Annotated in this window: 18 protein-coding genes; 6 read left to right on the top strand and 12 right to left on the bottom strand. The window is 65.0% G+C overall.

Annotated elements, in window-relative coordinates; translation table 11 throughout:
- On the top strand, positions 1 to 441 hold the full coding sequence (locus ABE528_RS03430; protein ID WP_346652199.1) for a PAS domain S-box protein: 441 nt from the start codon (positions 1 to 3) through the stop codon (positions 439 to 441).
- A gap of 43 nt (positions 442 to 484) precedes the next feature.
- On the opposite strand, the gene ABE528_RS03425 is transcribed toward ABE528_RS03430, so the two are convergent.
- Genes ABE528_RS03425 through ABE528_RS03410 form a run of 4 tightly spaced genes read right to left on the bottom strand, consistent with a single transcriptional unit; the run spans position 485 to position 3,397 of the window.
- Positions 485 to 2,011, bottom strand: coding sequence for a cryptochrome/photolyase family protein (locus tag ABE528_RS03425; RefSeq protein ID WP_346652198.1), 1,527 nt, complete (start codon positions 2,009 to 2,011; stop codon positions 485 to 487).
- Between the two features lie 8 nt (positions 2,012 to 2,019).
- The gene (locus tag ABE528_RS03420; RefSeq protein ID WP_152958277.1) at positions 2,020 to 2,325 is read right to left on the bottom strand and encodes a DUF6482 family protein; all 306 of its coding nucleotides are present in this window, start codon (positions 2,323 to 2,325) and stop codon (positions 2,020 to 2,022) included.
- Complete coding sequence (locus tag ABE528_RS03415) at positions 2,322 to 2,858, bottom strand: DUF3833 domain-containing protein (RefSeq protein ID WP_346652274.1); 537 nt, start codon at positions 2,856 to 2,858, stop codon at positions 2,322 to 2,324. Before ABE528_RS03415 ends, ABE528_RS03420 begins: the two co-directional genes overlap by 4 nt.
- 2 nt (positions 2,859 to 2,860) lie before the next feature.
- Positions 2,861 to 3,397, bottom strand: coding sequence for a chalcone isomerase family protein (locus ABE528_RS03410; protein ID WP_346652197.1), 537 nt, complete (start codon positions 3,395 to 3,397; stop codon positions 2,861 to 2,863).
- Between the two features lie 96 nt (positions 3,398 to 3,493).
- On the opposite strand from ABE528_RS03410, the gene ABE528_RS03405 reads away from it, so the two are divergent.
- Both ABE528_RS03405 and ABE528_RS03400 read left to right on the top strand, forming a co-directional pair.
- A complete protein-coding gene (locus ABE528_RS03405) occupies positions 3,494 to 3,985 on the top strand; it encodes a DUF1543 domain-containing protein (protein ID WP_346652196.1) in 492 nt (163 codons plus the stop codon).
- Between the two features lie 142 nt (positions 3,986 to 4,127).
- Positions 4,128 to 4,430 carry an antibiotic biosynthesis monooxygenase gene (locus ABE528_RS03400; RefSeq protein WP_346652195.1) on the top strand — a complete coding sequence of 101 codons (303 nt, stop codon included), beginning with the start codon at positions 4,128 to 4,130 and terminating at the stop codon, positions 4,428 to 4,430.
- 96 nt (positions 4,431 to 4,526) lie between these two features.
- On the opposite strand, the gene ABE528_RS03395 is transcribed toward ABE528_RS03400, so the two are convergent.
- The 5 genes from ABE528_RS03395 to ABE528_RS03375 all read right to left on the bottom strand — a co-directional run bounded on the left by ABE528_RS03395 (position 4,527) and on the right by ABE528_RS03375 (position 11,217).
- Positions 4,527 to 6,380 (bottom strand): DUF1302 domain-containing protein, encoded by a 1,854-nt coding sequence (locus ABE528_RS03395; RefSeq protein ID WP_346652194.1) that lies wholly within the window; start codon positions 6,378 to 6,380, stop codon positions 4,527 to 4,529.
- A gap of 174 nt (positions 6,381 to 6,554) precedes the next feature.
- Positions 6,555 to 6,989 (bottom strand): thioesterase family protein, encoded by a 435-nt coding sequence (locus tag ABE528_RS03390; protein ID WP_346652193.1) that lies wholly within the window; start codon positions 6,987 to 6,989, stop codon positions 6,555 to 6,557.
- A gap of 1 nt (position 6,990) precedes the next feature.
- Positions 6,991 to 8,154: an iron-containing alcohol dehydrogenase gene (locus ABE528_RS03385; protein ID WP_346652192.1), complete on the bottom strand. Its 1,164-nt coding sequence runs from the start codon at positions 8,152 to 8,154 to the stop codon at positions 6,991 to 6,993.
- Positions 8,155 to 8,197: 43 nt separating this feature from the next.
- The gene (locus ABE528_RS03380) at positions 8,198 to 9,982 is read right to left on the bottom strand and encodes an acyl-CoA dehydrogenase C-terminal domain-containing protein (protein ID WP_346652191.1); all 1,785 of its coding nucleotides are present in this window, start codon (positions 9,980 to 9,982) and stop codon (positions 8,198 to 8,200) included.
- Positions 9,979 to 11,217: a 3-hydroxyacyl-CoA dehydrogenase NAD-binding domain-containing protein gene (locus ABE528_RS03375; RefSeq protein ID WP_346652190.1), complete on the bottom strand. Its 1,239-nt coding sequence runs from the start codon at positions 11,215 to 11,217 to the stop codon at positions 9,979 to 9,981. Before ABE528_RS03375 ends, ABE528_RS03380 begins: the two co-directional genes overlap by 4 nt.
- 100 nt (positions 11,218 to 11,317) lie before the next feature.
- Here ABE528_RS03375 and ABE528_RS03370 point away from each other — a divergent pair, with 100 nt between their 5' ends.
- Both ABE528_RS03370 and ABE528_RS03365 read left to right on the top strand, forming a co-directional pair.
- A complete protein-coding gene (locus ABE528_RS03370; RefSeq protein ID WP_346652189.1) occupies positions 11,318 to 12,217 on the top strand; it encodes a LysR family transcriptional regulator in 900 nt (299 codons plus the stop codon).
- Between the two features lie 101 nt (positions 12,218 to 12,318).
- Positions 12,319 to 14,277, top strand: coding sequence for an alkyl sulfatase dimerization domain-containing protein (locus ABE528_RS03365; protein ID WP_346652188.1), 1,959 nt, complete (start codon positions 12,319 to 12,321; stop codon positions 14,275 to 14,277).
- 32 nt (positions 14,278 to 14,309) lie between these two features.
- Here ABE528_RS03365 and ABE528_RS03360 read toward each other — a convergent pair whose 3' ends face one another.
- Positions 14,310 to 15,647, bottom strand: coding sequence for a DUF1329 domain-containing protein (locus tag ABE528_RS03360; RefSeq protein WP_346652187.1), 1,338 nt, complete (start codon positions 15,645 to 15,647; stop codon positions 14,310 to 14,312).
- Positions 15,648 to 15,797: 150 nt separating this feature from the next.
- Between ABE528_RS03360 and ABE528_RS03355 the strand changes: the two genes are divergently transcribed.
- Entirely contained in the window at positions 15,798 to 16,760 is a 963-nt protein-coding gene (locus tag ABE528_RS03355) for a LysR family transcriptional regulator (RefSeq protein ID WP_346652186.1), read from the top strand.
- Here ABE528_RS03355 and ABE528_RS03350 read toward each other — a convergent pair.
- Positions 16,745 to 18,055, bottom strand: a complete 1,311-nt coding sequence (locus ABE528_RS03350) for an MFS transporter (RefSeq protein WP_346652185.1) — start codon at positions 18,053 to 18,055, stop codon at positions 16,745 to 16,747. The genes ABE528_RS03355 and ABE528_RS03350 overlap by 16 nt on opposite strands.
- A gap of 63 nt (positions 18,056 to 18,118) precedes the next feature.
- On the bottom strand, positions 18,119 to 19,282 hold the full coding sequence (locus ABE528_RS03345) for an acyl-CoA dehydrogenase family protein (protein WP_346652184.1): 1,164 nt from the start codon (positions 19,280 to 19,282) through the stop codon (positions 18,119 to 18,121).
- Between the last annotated feature and the right edge of the window lie 8 nt (positions 19,283 to 19,290).

Genomic DNA, 19,290 nt, shown 5'->3' with positions numbered 1-19,290 from the left:
ATGATAAACGCGAAACTCCTGCAACTGATGGTTGAGCATTCAAACGATGGCATCGTCGTCGCCGAGCAGGAAGGCGATGACAGCATCCTTATCTACGTCAACCCCGCTTTCGAGCAGCTCACCGGGTACTACGCGGACGACATCCTTTATCAGGACTGCCGCTTTCTTCAGGGCCAGGATCATGACCAGGAGAGCCTTGCAGTCATCCGCAAGGCGATCCGCGAAGGCAAGCCCTGCCGCCAGGTGCTGCGCAACTACCGCAAGGACGGAAGCCTGTTCTGGAACGAATTATCGATCACGCCCGTGCGCAACGAGGCGGACCAGCTGACGTACTACATCGGCATTCAGCGGGACGTCACAGCACAGATTTTCGCTGAGGAAAAGGTACGCGAGCTGGAGGCCGAAGTGGCTGAGTTGCGCCGGCAACTGGGGGTAGGCTGAGCGCTGACTGAACCTCCATACCCGGTCAGGCCAATTCGCTTTTTCATATCAGTTGCGCGGCATCGAGCCGGGCCAACAGTACCTGGCCACGCTGCCACACCGCATCGCGACGGCTGGCCGACATCTGATCGAGGCTACGATAGACCAGTGCCAGGCGCGGATTGGCCGAGAGCAGAGGCCGATGACGAATGAGGAAATGCCAGTAAAGGGCATTGAACGGGCAGGCATCTTCCTCGATCACCTGGTCGACCCTGTAGCTGCACGCCTTGCAGTGATCGGACATGCGCTGGATGTAACGACCACTGGCGCAATAGGGCTTGGACCCCAGGTAGCCGCCATCGGCATGCATTACCATGCCGAGCGTGTTGGGCAACTCCACCCAGTCGAAGGCATCCATGTAAACCGCCAGGTACCATTCACAAATCGCGCTAGGCACAATACCGGCCAGCAATGCGAAGTTGCCGGTCACCATCAGCCGCTGGATATGGTGAGCGTACCCCAATCGCAGGGTCTGCCCGATAGCTTGCTCCATGCAGCGCATGCGGGTGCGCCCGGTCCAGTAGAATGCCGGCAGCGCACGCTCGTTGCCCAGGTGGTTGAGCCCGGCATATTCCGGCATGCGCAGCCAATAGATGCCCCGCACATATTCGCGCCAGCCGATCAACTGGCGGATGAAACCTTCGGCTGCATTGAGCGGCACCCGCCCCTCGCGCCAGGCGTTGTCGACCTCTTGGCACAGGCCACGCAGATCCAGCAGCCCGATGTTGAGCGCCGCGCTGATGCGCGCATGGAACAGGTAGGGTTCGCCTTCGGCCATAGCGTCCTGGTAGTCACCAAAGGCCGCCAGCCCGAAGTCCAGAAAATGTTGCCAGAGCTGACGTGCCTCGGCATGGGTCACCGGGTAGTCGAAGCCGTCGATGGCTCCATAGTGGTCGCTGAAGCGCTGACGTACCAGGGCGACCACCGCTGCCGTGATCCCGTCCTGCGCGAAATGCGCAGCGAACGGCCCGCGCAGCTGGCGCGGTAACGGCTTGCGGTTGTCGCCATCAAAATTCCAGGCCCCACCTGCCGGGCTGCCATCGGCCTCCATCAGCAGGCCGGTTCGCTTGCGCATGCCACGGTAAAAGTGCTCCATACGCAGCTGGCGACGCCCGTCGGCCCAGCGCGCGAAGGCTTCGCGGGAGCATAGAAAACGCGTATCCCGATGCCACACAAGGGGCAAGCCGGCATCGCGCAAAGCCTGCTCCAGGCGCCACTCCCCGCACTCGGTCAGGTGAATGTGGGTGGCGCCCAAGGCGTGTTGCCAGCGCCGCAACTCGCCAACGATGCTACCGCTGTTGCCGTCAGCATCGAGCTCGACATAATGCACTTGCCAACCCCGCTCCCGCAGGGCCTGGGCAAAATGCCGCATGGCACTGAAGACAAGCACGATCTTCAGCGGATGATGCGGCACGTACCGGGCCTCACCCTCAACTTCCGCCATCAGGATCGCATCGCAGGCAGGGTCAAGCGTGGCCAGGCTTGCCAGGTCGAACGACAGCTGGTCACCCAGCACCAGGCCCAGGCGCATCGCTCAGGCTACCACTGGCTGGCGAGCGATATCGGCAGGCGCAGCGGCGCAATCGGGCCGTCACGTTGCCCGCACATCTCATCATGCACCACCTGTTGTACCAGCATGCACGGCACGGGGGGCAGGCCACCGAGCAAATGCCTCAGTTCAGTAGTGGAGCGCACGCGAACGGGCTGCCCGAGGGCATCGCTCAAGGTCACGGGGCCTACGTCAGTCAAGGCGCGCAGGAGGTAGAAGCCCCCTTCCAGCGACAGCAGTTCAAGTTCCTTTGCCTCGCCGGTCGAAACCAGTTGAGTGAGCGCGATCAAGTTCATGGTGTGCCCTCCGGCAGACGGCGGAAGAACAGGGTGATCTGCCCTATCTCCACGCCCAGTTTGCTCATGCTAGAGCGGTTGATCAGGGTGTCGTCATCCATGAGGTACATCCAGTCGTCCAGGTCTACTTGCCAGTGCTTTCCGTCAACCGGCAGGTCCAGCTGGTAACGCCATCGCAGCGCGTTGCCCGCCACTTCGCCTCGCGCCTCACCGATCACATCCCGCGCCGTTCCGCGCCAGCGGCCAGGGCCGTCAGGCACCAGCGTCCAGGTACGTCGCTGGCGTGTGCCATCGCTATAGACAAACTGCTCGTCGAGAATCAGACGCTCACCTTCGCGGTGGCTGTCGATGCGCACGTGGAAGCGCTTGACCACCTCCCCGGAACGCTTCTGGAACATCCCCCAGGCCTGCACCGGTCGCGAAAAGAACGCAGCCAGGTCCAGTTTGGGTTGCTGCTGGGCATACTGCTCGACACCGACATTGCCACAGCTGCCCAGCAGCACACAGAAAGCCAGCAACAGCGCCTTGTACATGTTCATGGTCCTCGGTCGTTGCCAGCCAGCCCAAGCAGGCGCTGGCGCAGTTGGGTATCCCTGGCGCGGGGGTCGAGCCAGATGGCGAAGAACTGGCGGGCAAAGACCGGGTCGGCAACTTCGCGGCTGAGCGTGCCGTCGACGTAGAAGCGACAGCCCTGCCCCGGCAGGTACAGGCCAGTAATGCGCGTACCGGCATGCACGTCGACAAATGCCTGCTCAATCGCATGGGTCCACGCGGCACGTTGCTGCGGCGTCATGCTGCCCGCGTCGAGGCGGCGCATTTCCTGGAGGCTGGCCTGCACCAAGGTGTCCCTGGACAGCGAGCGGTGGTAGAGCAGCTCAAGGGCGAAAGGCTGGTTCCAGTCATGAACAGGGCCTACTGCCCACAATTGAGCTGTGTAAAGACGCAGGCCAAACCAGGTGAACTCACCGGCACCCAGCCGTCTTGCCGCCGGCAGCTCCGCACGCCAGTCCGCCGCCGCAGACAGGGCAACCAATAGCAGGCAAAGCGCGGTCCAACGAGCAGGGTGCGCCATACTGACCTCGAACACGCGAAAATACTGTACAACACTAGTACAATGTACAGATATTTTAGTGGCCTTGTATAGATTCTAACCTGGAAGGAATGACTCATGCTGTACGTAGTCATGCTCGGTGGCCGCCATCCACGCGCCAGTATCGAAGTGCACGATGTGGTGTTCGCCCAAGCCGAGTCACTTGAGCAGGCGTACCCGCAATTGCGCCAGGCGTGGTTCGGCAGCCTTACGGGCCTGCATATCGACTCGTGGATGGAGGTCAATGGTGTGGACCGCTACCGTGTCGAATTCAGTGATGTGGCGCCAGGCCCAGGTGACCCACGTCTGTTCTTCATCAACCTGGGTGGCTACGAGGAAGGGGTATTTGGCGAGGCCCACCGCTACCTGCTGCTGGTGGCCAGGGATAAGGCCCAGGCCAGGCAACAGGGTAAACAACGCCTGCAGGCAAGCTGGCTCAAGCCGCATACCGATGCGGTGCTGGATGTCGACGACTGCTTGGCGATTGACTGGGTGAATGGCCGCTACGTGCATTTGACGGAAGGCGCCCATAACGGCTTGCGGCAGTACAGCGACTATATTCTCCTCTGATGGCGGCGCCGCATGAGTGTCGCCGCCAGCCTGGACTGGGGATGCGCCACTGGGCCGAAAGATCATTAACGTTCTTCATCGCGTTGGGCTTACTGCCAAGCACGGCGCATAATGATGTCGTCGTAACAACAGGAGACAGGTCATGGTCAGTGTCGCGTTGTTCGTTCGACTGCAAGCAAAACCCGGAAAAGAGAAAGAGGTAGAGCGCTTTCTCTTGGACGGCCTGCCAATAGTGGAGGAAGAGCCAGCCACCACGGCTTGGTTCGCAATCCGCCTGGGGCCTTCCACCTTTGGCATCTTTGACGCCTTCCCGGATGAAGCAGGCCGGCAGGCTCATCTTTCGGGCAAAGTCGCAGCGGCACTTATGGCGAAGGCTGCCGAGCTGTTTGCCGAACCGCCGTCAATTGAGAAGGTTGATGTCCTTGCGGCCAAGTTACCTGGCTAAGCATGCCCGACAAAGCGCTCCACAGCAGAGCCCCCTGCACCTCAACCCGCCAGCGCCGCTAGCCTCGATCGATTCATTGCCATCGTTCTTCTTGGCTCAGAAATTGGCGCCCACGCTGAACGCGACATAATCGCGGTCACCGCGGGTGCCGTAATCGCCGTCGATGAAATCGGTATAGGCCAGGCTCGCCCAGTACTGGCTGGCCAGGCTGAGGTCCACACCCAGGCTGATCGAACGCGAGCCTTCGTTGAAGGCCGAGCCGTCTGCAGGCGAATAACCCTTGACGTCATGGGCCCAAGCCAGGTTTGGACGGATGTCGAGGCCCGGTACAAGGGTCGGGTAGCTCCAGGTGGCGCGCAGCCGGTAGCCCCAGGAAAAGGGCGTGACGAAGCCTTCGCCGTTGCAGTCGCCCGGGCTTCTCGAGATCGCCAGGCACAGGCTGTTGTCAGCCAGTTCACCGTTGCCGTAGGCACCGGAGCGCCCGTAGCGCGGGCCGAAGCGCCCCTCCAGCCCGCCGACATAGGTGGCCCCCACCTCGCCCATCAGCACCAGCTGGTTGGCGCCCATGACCTGGCTGAACGCTTGCACGGCTGACACCTGGGCCTGGGTCACCTCCTTGCGCCGGTAACCGTCGAACGGCGTGTTGTCGGTTGCCGGGCGCAGGCCATCGGCGTTCAGCGGGCTGCGACCGGGCGCGTTGAGCAACGATTGCAAGATGTCGTTGCCGTTGAGTTGCACCGGCATGTTCGGGCGGTAACTCAGCTCACCTTGCACAGCGGTACCGTTGCGCAAGGTGGTGGCGAAGGTGACGCCATACAGGCGGATGTCTTCAGGGTATTGCGCTCGATACTGCGATGTCCCCATGCGCAGGGCACCGGCAAGGGTCTGCCCATTACTGGAGGCCAGAAAGGCGCCGCAGTTGGCCAGCGCCACGCCGACATTGCCGCACAGTTGCCTGGCGAAGCCCGCGTTGGCGTAGTAGCGGCTGCTGACCGTACCCAGGTAGGGAGAGCGGCTGTGGTAATTGGCGGCGAACAGGCCGAACTCGGTATCCAGCGGTTCGACGTACCAATGCAGCGAAAAGCCCCATTGGCCGCTGTTGCGCGCATCCTGGTCGGCCCCCCGGGGCACTCGCACGCCCTCCTCCGCCAGCATCACACCGAAGGGGGCCAGGGCCTGCGAAACCGCCGGGTTGGTCACCATCTGCCCGCCAACATCCAGGCCCGTGCAGCCTTCGGGCATGAAGTCGTTGCCGGAAAAGAACGTCGCGCAGTTCTCCAGCCGAGCCTGCTCCCAATCTAGCTGATAGAAGGCGTCGAAAGACAGCGCCGGGTTGAGGTTCTGGGTGACATACACCAGGTTGACCGGCGCCAGGGCGTCTTTGACCTCCGAACCTGGCCGGCGCAGCGCGGCTTGGTTGAAGGGGTTGATCACGTTCAGCCCGCCCTGGATGAACAGACTTTCGCCCCAGTTGACCACCTGCTTGCCCACGCGCAGCGAACCGGGTTCACCGTCGATGTCATAGAGGGCATAGGCAAAGGCATCGAGCAGCTCCGCGCCAGCCGTTTTCGCCGATACCAGGCGGTTGCGGTCGTCGATATCGACCGCCCGCTGGCTGTGGTCACGCTGTGCGGTGTCGTACCAGTAGCTGCCGCGCAGCAACACACCGACGTTGTCGAGTTGCAGATCCAGGTCGTGGGTACCTTTGAAGACTGCCGTAAACACATCGCCTGCGCGGTAGTTGCGCCGGCCGTCGTTGCCGTTGGCATTCTGCAACTGCTGTTTGTCGGGGTTGGCAGTGCTCACGGCAGTACCGAACGAAAGGGCCGAGTCGAAGCGCCCCTGCAAGGGTCCGGCCTCGAACTGCACACCGGCAACCGGTGTGGCAAGCAGGCAGCACAGCGCCGCCAACGGCGCGCGGCGCCGGCAGAAAATAAGGGTTGCGCTCACTCTTAACCTCTTGTTGTTTTATTAGAGAGGGAAATGATGGGTTCAGCGCGCAAGCGCCGGCCGCCCAGGCCGGCGGTGTCGGTGATGAGGAGTATCAGGTAGCGGTTACGGCCCTCACAAATAGCGTCTTCAGATCAACGCCATGCCGATTCGTTATGGCGCGGTAAGGGGCAGTCAAACCGACAGCAGCTGTTCGTAGGCACTGCGCAACTTCACGGGAATGGCGACCGGGCGATTACTGCTGCGGTCGACGAATACATGATTGAAACGGCCGGCCGCGCAGGCTTCAGGTTCGCCCTCGACGAACACGGCCAGGGCGTATTGCACCGAACTGTTGCCCAGCCGCTCCACGGCAATGCCCACTTCGATGCGTTGCGGGAAGGCGACGGCGGCGAAATAGTCGCAGGCGGACCCCGCCACGTAAGCCACCACCGGGTCGCGGTGGATGTCCAGGCCGGCATGCTCGATCAACCAGGTATTCACGGCGCTGTCGAAAAACCCGTAATAGACAACGTTGTTCACATGCCCATACAAGTCGTTGTCGTGCCAGCGCGTGGTGATCGGCTGGAAGTGGCGGTAGGCGCCGCGCAGCGGGCGCTCCCTGGCCATCTCAGAACGCCGCCTGGTAGAGGGCCAGGGCATCGGCCAGGGTGACCTTGCGTGGGTTGTTGACCAGCAAGCGTTGCTGTTGCAGGGCGTCCTCGGCCAACAGCGGCAGGCTGTGGCGCGGCACACCGACATCACGCAGCCGGCTGGGCAGGCCACAGCGTGGTGCCAGTTGCTCCAGCTCATCGATGAACTGGCTGCACAGCTGGTGCGGATCGCCAGGCACCAGCCGCTCGCCCAGCAGTGCTGGCGCCAGCGCCGCATAATCGGCGAAGGCCTCAGGCCGGTTGAAACGCATCACATGGGGTAGCACCAGGGCGTTGGCCAGCCCGTGCGATACGTGGTAACGCGCCCCCAGCGGGTAGGCCAGCGCGTGCACCGCCGCCACCGGCGCATTGGCGAAAGCCTGCCCGGCCAGGCAGGCCCCCAGCAGCATGGCCTGGCGCGCCACCAGGTTGCCACCGTTGTGCACCGCCTGGTCAAGGTTGCCGGCCAGCAGCGCCAAGGCTTCGCGGGCCAACAGGCTGGACAGTGGGTTGCGTTTGAACTTGCTGGTGGTGGCCTCGATGGCATGGACCATGGCATCGATACCGGTGGCGGCCGTTATCGCGGGCGGCAGGCCCAAGGTTCGCTCGGCGTCGAGCAGTGCCAGGTCAGGCAACAGCAGCGGTGAAATCACCGCCATCTTGGCCGCCTCGCCGGTGGTGATCACAGCGACGGGGGTGACCTCCGAACCGGTCCCGGCGGTAGTCGGCACCTGGATCAGCGGCAAGCGCTGGCCCCTCGCCTGGTCGATGCCGTAGACCGCCTCCAGGGGCTGGTCACAGGCAGGGTGTGCCAGCAGTGCCACCAGCTTGGCGACGTCCATCGAGCTGCCGCCACCGAAGCCGACGATCAACTCGGCGCCTATGTGGCGCGCCCGTCCGACCGCCGCCAGCACACAGGCGTGACTGGGGTCGGCGCTGACCTCGCTGAAAATCGCCGCGCTCAGGTGCACCTGGGAAAAGCCAGGCAACACATCGTCGAGCATGCCCAGGTTGACGATGCCCGGGTCGGTTACGATCAGCACGCGGCGCACGCCGCGTTGCTGGCAAAGCTGGGCCAGGCGGCCAGCGGCGCCGGTTTCGCACAGCAGCTGGGGGGTGGTGGCAAAACTGAAGGGCTGCATGTTCATGTTCCTCTTGTTCTTGTGGGTGAACGACGGGGCAAGCTCAGAAAGCGAAGTGCGCTTCGTCGAGACTCATCAGGCACTGGGCGCCGCCGCGCAACGCCTCGCAGTGGGCACTGGCACGCGGCAGCACTCGCCGCCAGTAGAACGCGGCGGCCTGCAACTTGGCCTGGTAGAAGGCGCTGTCCTGGCTGCCTGCAGCCAATGCCGCACTGGCCGTTTCGGCAGCCCGCAGCCACAGGGCGGCCAGCAGCACGTAGCCTGAGTAAGCGAGAAAATCCACCGACACTGCGCCGATCTCCTGCGGGTCGCAGCGGCAGGCGTCAATGACCTCGGCGCTCAGGTTTCGCCACTCCTGCAGCCGCTGGACAACTGCCTGGGCCATCCCGGCCAACGCCTCGGCGCGGCAGTTGCGTGCCGCATCGAGCAACTCATCGATCAGCAGGCGCAACTGCTCGCCGCCGTCGCCAAGCAGCTTGCGGCGGATCAGGTCCAGTGCCTGAATACCGTTGGTGCCCTCGTACAGCTGGGTGATCCGGCTGTCGCGCATCAGTTGTTCCATGCCCCATTCGCGGATGTAGCCATGCCCGCCGTAGAGCTGCACACCGAGGCTGGCAGCCTCCTGACCGACATCGGTGAGAAACGCCTTGACGATGGGAATCAGCACAGCCGCCCGGCGCCCGGCAGCCGACCGCACCTCAGGCTGCGCAGCGCCGTGCTCCAGGTCCAGTGCCTGGGCAGCCAGGGCCGCAAGCATCCGGCAGCCCTCGCTGAGGGTTTTCTGGGTCAGCAACATGCGCCGCACATCCGGGTGGCAGATGATCGGGTCGGCATTGCGCTCGGGCGCTACCGGCCCGGCCAGGCTACGTGACTGCAAGCGTTCGCGCGCATAGGCCAGGCCCCCCTGAAAGGCCGCCTCGGCAATGCCCAGCCCCTGCAAGCCAACCTGAAAGCGCGCATCGTTCATCATGGTGAACATGCAGGCCAGGCCTTGGTTGGCCTCCCCCACCAGCCAACCGCGAGCGCCATCGAAGTTCAGCACGCAGGTCGCCGCCCCCTTGATGCCCATCTTGTGCTCCAGCGCGCCACATTCGACCGCATTGCGCGCACCCAGGCCACCGTCACCGGTGCATTCGAACTTGGGCACCAGGAACAGGCTGATGCCACGCACCCCGGCCGGCGCATCCGGCAGGCGCGCCAGCACCAGATGGACAATGTTGTCGGTCAGGTCCTGGTCGCCGCCGCTGATGAAGATCTTGCTGCCGCTGATGCGGTAGCAGTCGCCGTGCGGTTCGGCGCGGGTGCGCAGCAACGCAAGGTCGGTGCCCGCCTGTGGCTCGGTCAGGCACATGGTGCCGGCCCATTCGCCGCTGACCAGCTTGCCCAGGTAGTCGCGCTTGAGCGCCGCGCTGCCATGACGATGCAAGGCCAGCACGGCGCCTTCGGTCAGGCCCGAATAGATGCGAAACGACAGCGACGCGCCCATCAGCATTTCGTGAAAACAGGCCGCGACCATTTTCGGCAGCCCCTGGCCATCGTGGTCCAATGGGCCGGTCATGCCACCCCAGCCCTGCTCCACGTATTGGCGGTAGGCCTGAGGGAAGCCATCGGGCGTGCGCACGCCACCTTGCTCCAGGCGGCAGCCCTGTTCATCGCCCTGGCGATTGAGCGGCGCAACCACCTCGCCAGCAAAACGTGCACCTTGCTCAAGGATGCCATCGATGGTTTCGCGGTCCAGCTCATTGCCCAGGCGAGCACAATGCGCCGTTACATCGAACACTTCGTGCAGCACGAAATGCATGTCACGCAGGGGGGCTCGGTAGTTCATGCGCGGCCCTCACGGACATCCGCCAGCTGTTTGCCGGCGGCCACCAGACGCACCAGCAGCCCGGCTGGCCGCCAATGCTCGCCGAACAGGCCCTGCAGGCGTTCGAGCCGCGCCAGCAGCAGGCTCAACCCCTGCTGGTCGGCCCAGCGCATCGGCCCGCCAATCGCTGCCGGGAAGCCATAGCCATGCAGGTAGACCCGGTCGATGTCGGCACTGCAACTGGCTACGGACGCCTCGAGAATCCTCGCCCCCTCGTTGACCAGGGCCAGCAGGCAGCGCTCGCGGATTTCCTCGTCGTCGATGTCGCGCCGGCGCACGCCCAGGTCCTGGGCGACCTTGAGCACCAGCGCATCGACCTCGGGGTCATGCTCAGCTTCGCGGCTGCCAGGGGCATAACGGTAGTAACCCTGGCCGCTCTTCTGCCCGAAACGCCCCTGCGCGCACAGGGCATTGTCGACCTGGGCCAGCGGTGCTTCCATGCCCTTGCCGGCCAACTGGCGCGCACGCCACTCCAGGTCGATGCCGACCACGTCATACATGCGAAACGGGCCCATGGCCATGCCGAATGCCTGCAGCGCCTCGTCCACCTGCCGTGGCGTTGCGCCTTCGAGCAGCAGGTTGCGCGCCTCGGCCACATAAGTGGCGAGCATGCGGTTGCCGATGAAGCCCGGGCAGTTGCCGGCCACCACCACTTCCTTGCCCATGCGCTGGCCGAGGGCCAGGGCCGCATCGAGCACGGCGGGCGAGGTGCGCTCCCCGCGCACGACTTCCAACAGCTTCATCACATGGGCCGGGCTGAAGAAATGCAGCCCCAGCACCTGTTCTGGGCGACGGGTCACGGCAGCGATGGCATCGATGTCCAGGGCCGAGGTGTTACTGGCAAGGATGGCTTCGGCCTTGAGCGTGCAATCCAGCGTACGGAAGATCTGCTGCTTGAGCGCCAGATTTTCATAAACCGCCTCGATCACCAGGTCGACGTGCGCGAGGTCGGCGTAGTCCATCACCTGGCGCACCCGGGCCAGGCAGGCATCGGCCTCGGCCTGGTCGATACGCCCCTTGGCCACCTGCTGTGCCCAGGTCTGCGCGAGCAGCGCCAGGCCGGCTTCGGTGGCGCTGGGGTCGTTATCCAGCCACAGCACCGCAAGGCCGGCTCGGGCCAGGCTGATGACGATGCCGCGGCCCATGGTGCCGGCGCCGATCACCGCCGCCTGCTGAAGGTTGTAGGGAGTACTCACGGGTGACGCTCCTGATCGATGTTGGGAAGGCATTGCCCCCACCCTAGTCAGGCGCCTACTATTTTTGAAATTCTCATTTTCCATCCCATGTATTTTTCGCATGAATATAGCCAACTTCGATCTCAACCTGCTGCGCGTGCTGGACATGCTGCTGCGTGAACAGAACGTCTCGCGTGCTGCCGAGCGTCTGGCCCTGACCCAGCCAACCGTGAGCAATGCCCTGGCGCGCCTGCGCGACCTGCTGGGCGACCCCCTGCTGGTGCGCGTGGGCCGGCGCATGCGCCCCACCCCGCGCGCCTTGGCCCTTGAAGGCCCGATCCGCGCGGCCCTGCAACAGATCGAGCAGACCCTCGGCGGCGGCGACCGCTTCGATCCACAGCTCAGCCACCGGCAGCTGCGTATCGCCCTCACCGACTTCGCCGAACAGCTGTGCATGCCCGGTTTGCTGGCCACCCTGCAAACCCAGGCGCCCCATTTGCGGGTGGACGTGCAGCACCTGACACCCAACCTGCCGGCCGAAGCCCTGGACCGTGGCGAGCTCGACCTGGTGCTGGGGCGCTTCGACGAAGTGCCCGCGCGCTACGAGCGGCGCCACTGGCGCAGCGAAACCCTGCACGTGGCCGTGCGCCAAGGGCACCCCGACGTGGCGGGCACACTCGACCTGCAGGCCTTTCTCGCCCTGCGCCACCTGTGGGTGCACGGTGGCCAGACCCGGGGCATGGTCGATCAATGGCTGGGCGAACAAGGCCTGGCCCGGCGCATCGCCTACACCACGCCCAATTACCTGCAGGCTGCGCACCTGGCGGCAAGTTCCGACCTTTGCGTGGTACTGCCCACCGCCCTGGCGCGCCATTTCGCCCGGCTGCTGCCACTGCAAGTGTTCGACCTGCCGTTCGCCCTGGAGCCGTTCCAGCTGGAGCTGGTGTACCTTGCCCATCGCCAGCACGACCCGGCACTGGCCTGGCTGGTGGCGCGGATCATGGACGTTGGCGGCGGCTGAGCCATCGCATTGCAGCATGGCCAGCCATGCAAGAGTGGTATTGGTTCGCCGGCAAGCTCTGTCCTTAGAGTGTTCGCCCTAAGAACAACAAGGACCTTTCCATGCGCCTACGAACACTGCCTTACCTGCTGGCCCTGGCGTTGCCCTTCCCGGCGCTGGCCGAAGCGCCGGCCAAGGACGCCACCGAGCTCACTCGCCAAAGCAATCAGCAATGGTTGCAGCGCCTGCCCTTCGCCGACCGCAGCGACTTCGACAATGCCCGCCGGGGCCTGCTGGAAGCCGTCGACCACGCCGTCGTCAATGCCGATGGCAAGACCGTCTGGGACCTGCAGCGCTATGCCTTCCTCAGCGGCGAGGCGCCGGCCACGGTCAACCCGAGCCTGTGGCGTATCGCCCAGCTCAATAGCATTGCCGGCCTGTTCAAGGTCACCGACGGCATCTACCAGGTTCGCGGCCTGGACCTGGCCAACATGACCCTCATCGAGGGCGAGCATGGCCTGATCGTGATGGACCCGCTGCTGTCGGTGGAAACCGCCAGGGCCGGGTTGGCGATGTACTTCCGCCATCGCCCGCAACGGCCGGTGGTAGCGGTGATCTATACCCACCCGCACGTCGATCACTTCGGTGGCGTGCGCGGGGTGATCGACGAAGCCGAGGTCAAGGCCGGCAAGGTCCAGGTCATTGCCCCGCAGGGGTTCTTCGAGCATGCCGTCAGCGAGAACGTGCTGGCCGGCCCTGCCATGAAGCGCCGCGCCCAGTACATGTATGGCGCACCGCTGCCACGCGGGCCCCGCGGCCAGGTGGATGCCGGGCTGGGCAAGGGCGTGCCGGCCAATGCGACGGTCAGCCTGATTGCCCCGACCCGGTTGATCGAACAACCCTTCGAGACCCTGCGCATCGACGGCGTCGATATCGAATTCCAGCTCACCCCCGGAACCGAAGCCCCCGCCGAGATGAACCTGTGGCTGCCCCGGTTCAAGGCCCTGTGCATGGCCGAGAACGCCTCCCACGTGCAGCACAACGTGCTGACCCTGCGCGGCGCCCAGGTGCGCGATGCCAAGGTGTGGGCGCACTACCTGGACCAGTCGCTGTTGCGTTACGGCGAGCAGGCCGAAGTGGTGTTTGCCCAGCACCACTGGCCAACCTGGGGCGGCGCGGCGATCCGCGAGTACCTGGCCGATCAGCGCGACATGTACGCGTTCATCGACAGCCAGACCCTGCGCCTGATCAACCGCGGCCTGGGCCCCACCGAGATTGCCGCAGAGCTGACCACCTTGCCGCCACGGCTGGCCAGCAAATGGTACAGCCGCGACTACTACGGCTCGCTCAGCCACAATGTGCGGGCGGTGTATCAGCGCTACATGGGCTTCTACGACGGCAACCCGGCGACCCTCAACCCGCTGCCGCCGAGCGACGCGGGGGCGCACTATGTCAAGGCCCTGGGCGGTGCCGAGCGGGTGCTGACCCTGGCTCGCGAGGCCTATGGCACTGGCGATTACCGCTGGGTCGCGGAGCTCACCCGGCACCTGGTGTTCGCCCAGCCCGACAACAGCGCGGCGCGCGAGCTGCAGGCCGATGCTCTGGAGCAACTGGGCTACCAGAGCGAGAATGCCACCTGGCGCAACGCCTACCTGACCGGCGCGCAGGAGCTGCGCAACGGTGTCGCGCCAGCCGCCAGCAAGGGCGGCAGTGCGGATGACCTGGTGCGCGCCCTGACCCCAACGCTGTTCTTCGACTACCTGGGGGTACGCGTGGATGCCGCCAAAGCCGCCGCGCAGGATCTGACCATCAACTGGCACTTCACCGACCTGAACGAAGACTACGCCTTGACCCTGCGCAACGGTGTGCTTACCCACCGCGACCTGACGCGCCATGGGCAGGCCGATGTCGAGGTCAGCATGAGCAAGGCCACCCTGGACCGCATCGCGCTCAAGCAGACCGGTTTTCTCAAGGAAGCGACCGTGGGCGATATCGACATCAGTGGCGAGCGCATCCAGTTCATGCGCTTCATGGCGGGGCTGGACGAAGCGGACGGGCGCTTCAATATCGTCACGCCCTGATCCAGGCCAGCCCCACCCTCACCGCCGCGTCGTCAGCGCAGCCCTTGGCTGCGCAGCGCGCCGGGAGAGAAGTAGGACGCGCTGGTGCGCACATCGAAGGTGTACGGCCTTGGCTGCTCGTTGGTCAGGCCCGACAGCTGATAACGGCCACTGCGCAAGTCGTAGATCGCCTCCATGGCATTGACCAGCGCCTGCCCCGCGACGTGGTAGTAGCTGTGGGCCTGGGCCGTGCGCCACAGTTGCCCCTGCCGGTCAAAGAAGTCCGCCTCGACGATGGCCCAGCTGTCCTCGTCCAGGTAATAGCGGCGGCTGGCATAGATATGCCTGGCCCCAGGCTTGAGCGTACCCACCACTTCCCACACCCGGTGCAACTCATAGCGCGTCGGCTGCGGATTGACATGCCCCGGGCCGATCAACGCGGCATAACCGAGCAGCGGTGATGCCAGGCGATAGCTGTTGTACGGCACGTGCAGGGCCTTCTTGCCCACCAGGGTCCACTCATAGAGGTCCGGGGCACCATTGAACATGTCGCGGCTGTCGGCAGTACGCAGGCCGGCCGTGCCCGGGGTGATGCTGTCATAGGCCAACGCCGGGGCGCGCCGCACCCGCCGCTGGCTGCTGCTGTACAGCCACAACAGGCGTGGCTGCGCCACCTGATCGAGGGTTTCGTGCAGCACCACGGCATCACCCGCCAGGCGCGACGGCGCGGTCATGCGGTAGCTCAGGTAATACAGCACATTGCTCGCATGGCCATCGTGCAGCACGTCGGGGCGGGCAAACGTCTGCTGCAGGCTCATCGTGACGTAACGCCCATCGCCACGCGGGGTAATGCTGTCCGAGGCCAGGCTGAAGCTGCCATTGCGCGGACGGGTAAGGTGATTCCACAGCACCTGCAAGCCATTCTGCGGCCGTGGAAAGGCCAGCACGCCGGTAAAGCCCTGTACGCCATTGCCGTCATTGACCAGCCGGGCACTGACAGCATTTTGCCGGGCCCACTCATCCACCTGGGGCGGCACCGCGACACTGCGGTGCGATGGGTACACCGGCAGGCGAAACGACTGCGGGTAACGCTTGAGCAAGGCCACCTGCCCCGCCGTGAGCTGCTCGCGGTACTGGGTGTAATTGTCGGCGGTGATGACATACAGCGGCTGCTCATCGGCGTACGGGTCCAGGGGTGTGCCGTTGACCGCCAGCGACACCTGCCCCGCCTGCAGACCGCCGCTCCAGGCCGGAATGCGGCCGTCGCTGCTGGGCCCGCGTTCGGCGCCCACCGGCGTCAGGCCAGCAGGCATCGGCGTGGCCCCCACGTGCAGGGCCAGCAGGCTGGCATTGATGAGCAGGATGCTGCGCAGCAGGTCGGCAGGTTTCATCGGGTTTGGCCTCTTGTTGTTGTGATGTCGCGGCCGGGCTTGCCTTGGCCCGCCCTTTCGGGGTGATACTAGGAGCCGCGCTTCGAACCCCACAAATAACGTGTTCGGATACGTGCCATATCAGTTCGGCATACCCTTGGAACCGCTGCAATGACCCTGAAACAGCTCCGCTACCTGATCGCCATCGTCGAGGCTGGCAGCTTCTCTTCGGCTTCGCGCCGCGCCTACATTGCCCAGCCGGCGCTGAGCCGGCAGATCAGCCTGCTTGAAAGTGAACTGGAAATGCAGCTGCTCGACCGCCAGCACGACGGCATTGCCCTGACCGATGCCGGGCGCCAGCTCTACGAAGTCGCCCGCCAGGTGGTGCAGAAGCTCGACTCGGTCAAGGACGAGCTGAAATCCAGCCGCGGCGACCCCAAGGGCCATGTGGCCATTTCCATCCCGGCCACCGCCGCCGACCTGCTGCTGCCGGAAATCGTCAGGCGCGCCGAACAGCGCTTCCCCGGGGTGATCCTGACGGTGTGGGACGGCCTCAGCCGCGAAGGGGGCCAGGCCATCGAACTGGGCAAGGTGGACTTCGGCGTGGTGCCCAATGCCGAGGAGCTCGACCATGTCGAGGCCGAGCCGATCTTCACCGAGGCGCTGTACTGGGTGGGTGCATCAGCTCCGGACGCCCCCGACACCATCACCCTGGCCGAAGCCACCGCCACCCGGCTGGTGCTGCCGCCGCGGGCACTGCACTTGCGGCGGCGCATCGAGCAAGCCGCCATGCAAGCCGGCGTGCCACTGAGCGCAGCCTACGAACAGCAATCGGCGCCCGGTATCGCCAGCCTGGTGCGCGCCGGCCTGGCGGCGACCATCAGCAACTGGCCGCCGCTGAGCGAACTGCTCGAACCCACGGCAGCACGGCGTATCGTCGAGCCACGTATCAGCCGCACCATCGCGTTGGCGCACTCACGGCACAAGCCGTTGTCGTTCGCCGCCGGTTGCCTGCGCGACCTGGTGCGCGGGGTGCTCATCGACCTGGTCAACAGCGGCCGCTGGCGTGGCGAGCTGATCGGCAAAGAGGCGGAGCCGCTGGAGTCCGTACTGGGTGTTCAGCTGGCGGTCTGAGCGTGCGCCTGGCGGCCAACTGCAACCGCCCCACGCAAGCGCTGCAGCGTGCGTTGCGGGTTCAAGGTAGCCAGGCCGACCAGCCCGGCCACGACCAACACCGCGCCGCATACCGCAAACCCCTGGGCATAGCCCACCGGGTGCTCAGCCCCTGCACCTTGCACCAGCAAGCCGGTCACCACCGGCGCGGCCAACCCGGCCAGTGAAGCGATGCCGTTGCCCATGGCGAGAATACCGCCGCGCTGGGCCGCCGGGGTGAACTCGGCGAGCATCGCCGGGCCAACCGAATACATGACCAAGGCCAGCCCACCACTGAAGGTCAGCGCGGCCACACGCACGGCGGTACTCAGCCCGGGCAGTATCAGCGACGCCGACAGCAGCCCGCCCAGTATCAGGCACACCGAAACGAACACGCCGCGTGCCACCCGCGAAGGGTGGCCACGCCGCATGAGGCGCTGGGACAACCAGGCCAGCAGCAAGCTCAGCGGCGTGGTCACGACCACGAACATGACGAAGATGCGCCCGGTCTGCAGCGGGTCGATGCCCAGGCCCACCTGCAGGTAACTGGGCACCCAGGTCAGGGTCAAGGCCAACGACCAGTTGGCGGCGAAGTGGCACAGGTAGTTGCCCAGCACACTGGGGTCACTCAACAGCCTGCGGTAGGGGACTGTTGCGTCATCGGTCTTGTGCTGGCTGGCGCGCAGGCGCTCGAGGGTACCCTCCTTTCCGAGCCGCCACCACAACAGGCACCAGACCAGGCCGATCAGCGCCAGGATGATGAAGTTGCTACGCCAGCCGTAATGCAGGCTGACCCAGGGGATCATCGCCCCGGCCACCAGCAGCCCCATGGCACTGCCGGCATGCAACAGGGCCACCGGCAAATTGCGCCGGTCGTTGGGGAACCACTTGTAGAGCGCATGGGTGGCAACCGGCGAGGCCGGCCCCTCGCCGATGCCCAGCAGTACCCGGCAGGCGACGATGGCCCACAGCGAGGTGGCAAACAGCATCGGTAGCTGGATCAGCGCCCAGAACAGGCCCATGCCCAGCAGCAAGGTGCGGCTGGGGCGGCGGTTGGCCATGAAGCCACCGATCACGGCGGAGACGGCGAAAAACCAGTGCAGCGCGCCGCCGATCAGGCCGAACTCGGTGGCCGTGAGGCCCAGCTCGGCACTCATCGGCACCGCCACCAGGCCGATCACCACTTTGTCGAGAAAATTGACCAGCATCAGCAGCGCCAGCAGCGCGGCCACCAGCCAGGCAGTCCGGGGGTTGGGCAGGGAGGAATCCGCAGTCATGGCGAGTACTCTTGTTATTGTTTTGGGTAGTGCCAAAAGGCCGCTGCAACAGCGGCCTGTCGGTCAGGCAGGCATCAGCACGCCTTTGGCGATGGTGTTGCGCTGGATCTCGCTGGTGCCGGTGAGGATACGCATCATCCGTGTGGCGCGGAAAATCCATTCCACAGGGTGGCCCTGCATCAACCCGGCGCCGCCATGCACCTGTACTGCCTTGTCGGCGATGCGGAAGGCGGCCTCGGAGACAAACAGCTTGCACATCGGCGCCTGGGTGCGGATATCGCCGCCGGCGTCGTTCACCTGCGCCGTGGCGTACACCATGCTGCGCGCAGCGTGCAGTTCGGTGGCCATGTCGGCGATCATGTGGTTGACCGCCTGGAACATGGCGATCGGTTGACCAAACTGCTTGCGGCTGCGCGCATGCTCGATCGACAGGTTCAGCGCCAGGCCGGCCATGCCCAGCAATGTCGGGCAATGCAGCAGGCGGTTGAGGGTAATGCGCCCCATCGCCAGCTTGAAGCCCTGCCCTTCTTCACCGATCAGGTTGGCCACTGGCACCCGCACCTGATCGAGCACGATGTCAGCATGGGCCCCACCACCGGACATCACCGCATAATCGCTTTCGATTCGCACACCGGGGGCCTTGAGGTCGACGAAGAACGCTGAAATCCCCTGGGCGCCCTGCCCCGGCCCGGTCACCGCCAGCAACACCGCCAGGTCGGCGTAGGTGGCGCCGGAGATGTAACGCTTGCTGCCGCTCAGTACATAGTGGTCACCGTCGCGGCGAGCCTGCGTGCCAATGGCCGTCGCATCCGAACCGGCCTCGGCTTCGGTCAGCGCAAAGCACACGGCTTTTTCGGCCCGACACACCGGTTTCAGAAAGGTCTCGACCTGATAGGGGCTGGCCACCTTGAACAGATGGCCGACCCGCGGCGGCCCCGACAGCTCGCCCAGCACATGTGGCGCGAGCATGGAGCCGGTCAGCACCGTTGCCTCCTTCACTGCGCACAGGTCGGCCACGTTGAGGCCGGCCCCGCCCATGCTCTCGGGCAACATGACGGTGTACAGGCCTTGCTCGCTGGAGCGCTTCCACACCTCTTGCAGCACCGCCTGCGGGTGCGGGCGCGCCCAGTCCAGCTGCTCCTGGCGTTCCAGCGGGCGAACCTGGTCGCGGACGAAACCCTCGATCGCTTCGATGATCTGCGCAGCCTTTGCACTTGGTTGATACATGAGTAATG

The organism is Pseudomonas sp. TWI628 (assembly GCF_039673865.1).
Taxonomy (GTDB): domain Bacteria; phylum Pseudomonadota; class Gammaproteobacteria; order Pseudomonadales; family Pseudomonadaceae; genus Aquipseudomonas.
Note: the sequence above shows the minus strand (reverse complement) of the source record. Positions and strands in the feature narration are given on the sequence as shown.

Bases quoted from the DNA above. Each gene is read 5' to 3' on its own strand.
- ABE528_RS03350 (WP_346652185.1), bottom strand. From the start codon at position 18,055: ATGACTGCGGATTCCTCCCTGCCCAACCCCCGGACTGCCTGGCTGGTG.
- ABE528_RS03415 (WP_346652274.1), bottom strand. From the start codon at position 2,858: ATGTACAAGGCGCTGTTGCTGGCTTTCTGTGTGCTGCTGGGCAGCTGT.
- ABE528_RS03425 (WP_346652198.1), bottom strand. From the start codon at position 2,011: ATGCGCCTGGGCCTGGTGCTGGGTGACCAGCTGTCGTTCGACCTGGCA.
- ABE528_RS03390 (WP_346652193.1), bottom strand. From the start codon at position 6,989: ATGGCCAGGGAGCGCCCGCTGCGCGGCGCCTACCGCCACTTCCAGCCG.
- ABE528_RS03420 (WP_152958277.1), bottom strand. From the start codon at position 2,325: ATGAACTTGATCGCGCTCACTCAACTGGTTTCGACCGGCGAGGCAAAG.
- ABE528_RS03430 (WP_346652199.1), top strand. From the start codon at position 1: ATGATAAACGCGAAACTCCTGCAACTGATGGTTGAGCATTCAAACGAT.
- ABE528_RS03405 (WP_346652196.1), top strand. From the start codon at position 3,494: ATGCTGTACGTAGTCATGCTCGGTGGCCGCCATCCACGCGCCAGTATC.
- ABE528_RS03385 (WP_346652192.1), bottom strand. From the start codon at position 8,154: ATGCAGCCCTTCAGTTTTGCCACCACCCCCCAGCTGCTGTGCGAAACC.
- ABE528_RS03400 (WP_346652195.1), top strand. From the start codon at position 4,128: ATGGTCAGTGTCGCGTTGTTCGTTCGACTGCAAGCAAAACCCGGAAAA.
- ABE528_RS03365 (WP_346652188.1), top strand. From the start codon at position 12,319: ATGCGCCTACGAACACTGCCTTACCTGCTGGCCCTGGCGTTGCCCTTC.
- ABE528_RS03345 (WP_346652184.1), bottom strand. From the start codon at position 19,282: ATGTATCAACCAAGTGCAAAGGCTGCGCAGATCATCGAAGCGATCGAG.
- ABE528_RS03410 (WP_346652197.1), bottom strand. From the start codon at position 3,397: ATGGCGCACCCTGCTCGTTGGACCGCGCTTTGCCTGCTATTGGTTGCC.
- ABE528_RS03355 (WP_346652186.1), top strand. From the start codon at position 15,798: ATGACCCTGAAACAGCTCCGCTACCTGATCGCCATCGTCGAGGCTGGC.
- ABE528_RS03370 (WP_346652189.1), top strand. From the start codon at position 11,318: ATGAATATAGCCAACTTCGATCTCAACCTGCTGCGCGTGCTGGACATG.
- ABE528_RS03380 (WP_346652191.1), bottom strand. From the start codon at position 9,982: ATGAACTACCGAGCCCCCCTGCGTGACATGCATTTCGTGCTGCACGAA.
- ABE528_RS03360 (WP_346652187.1), bottom strand. From the start codon at position 15,647: ATGAAACCTGCCGACCTGCTGCGCAGCATCCTGCTCATCAATGCCAGC.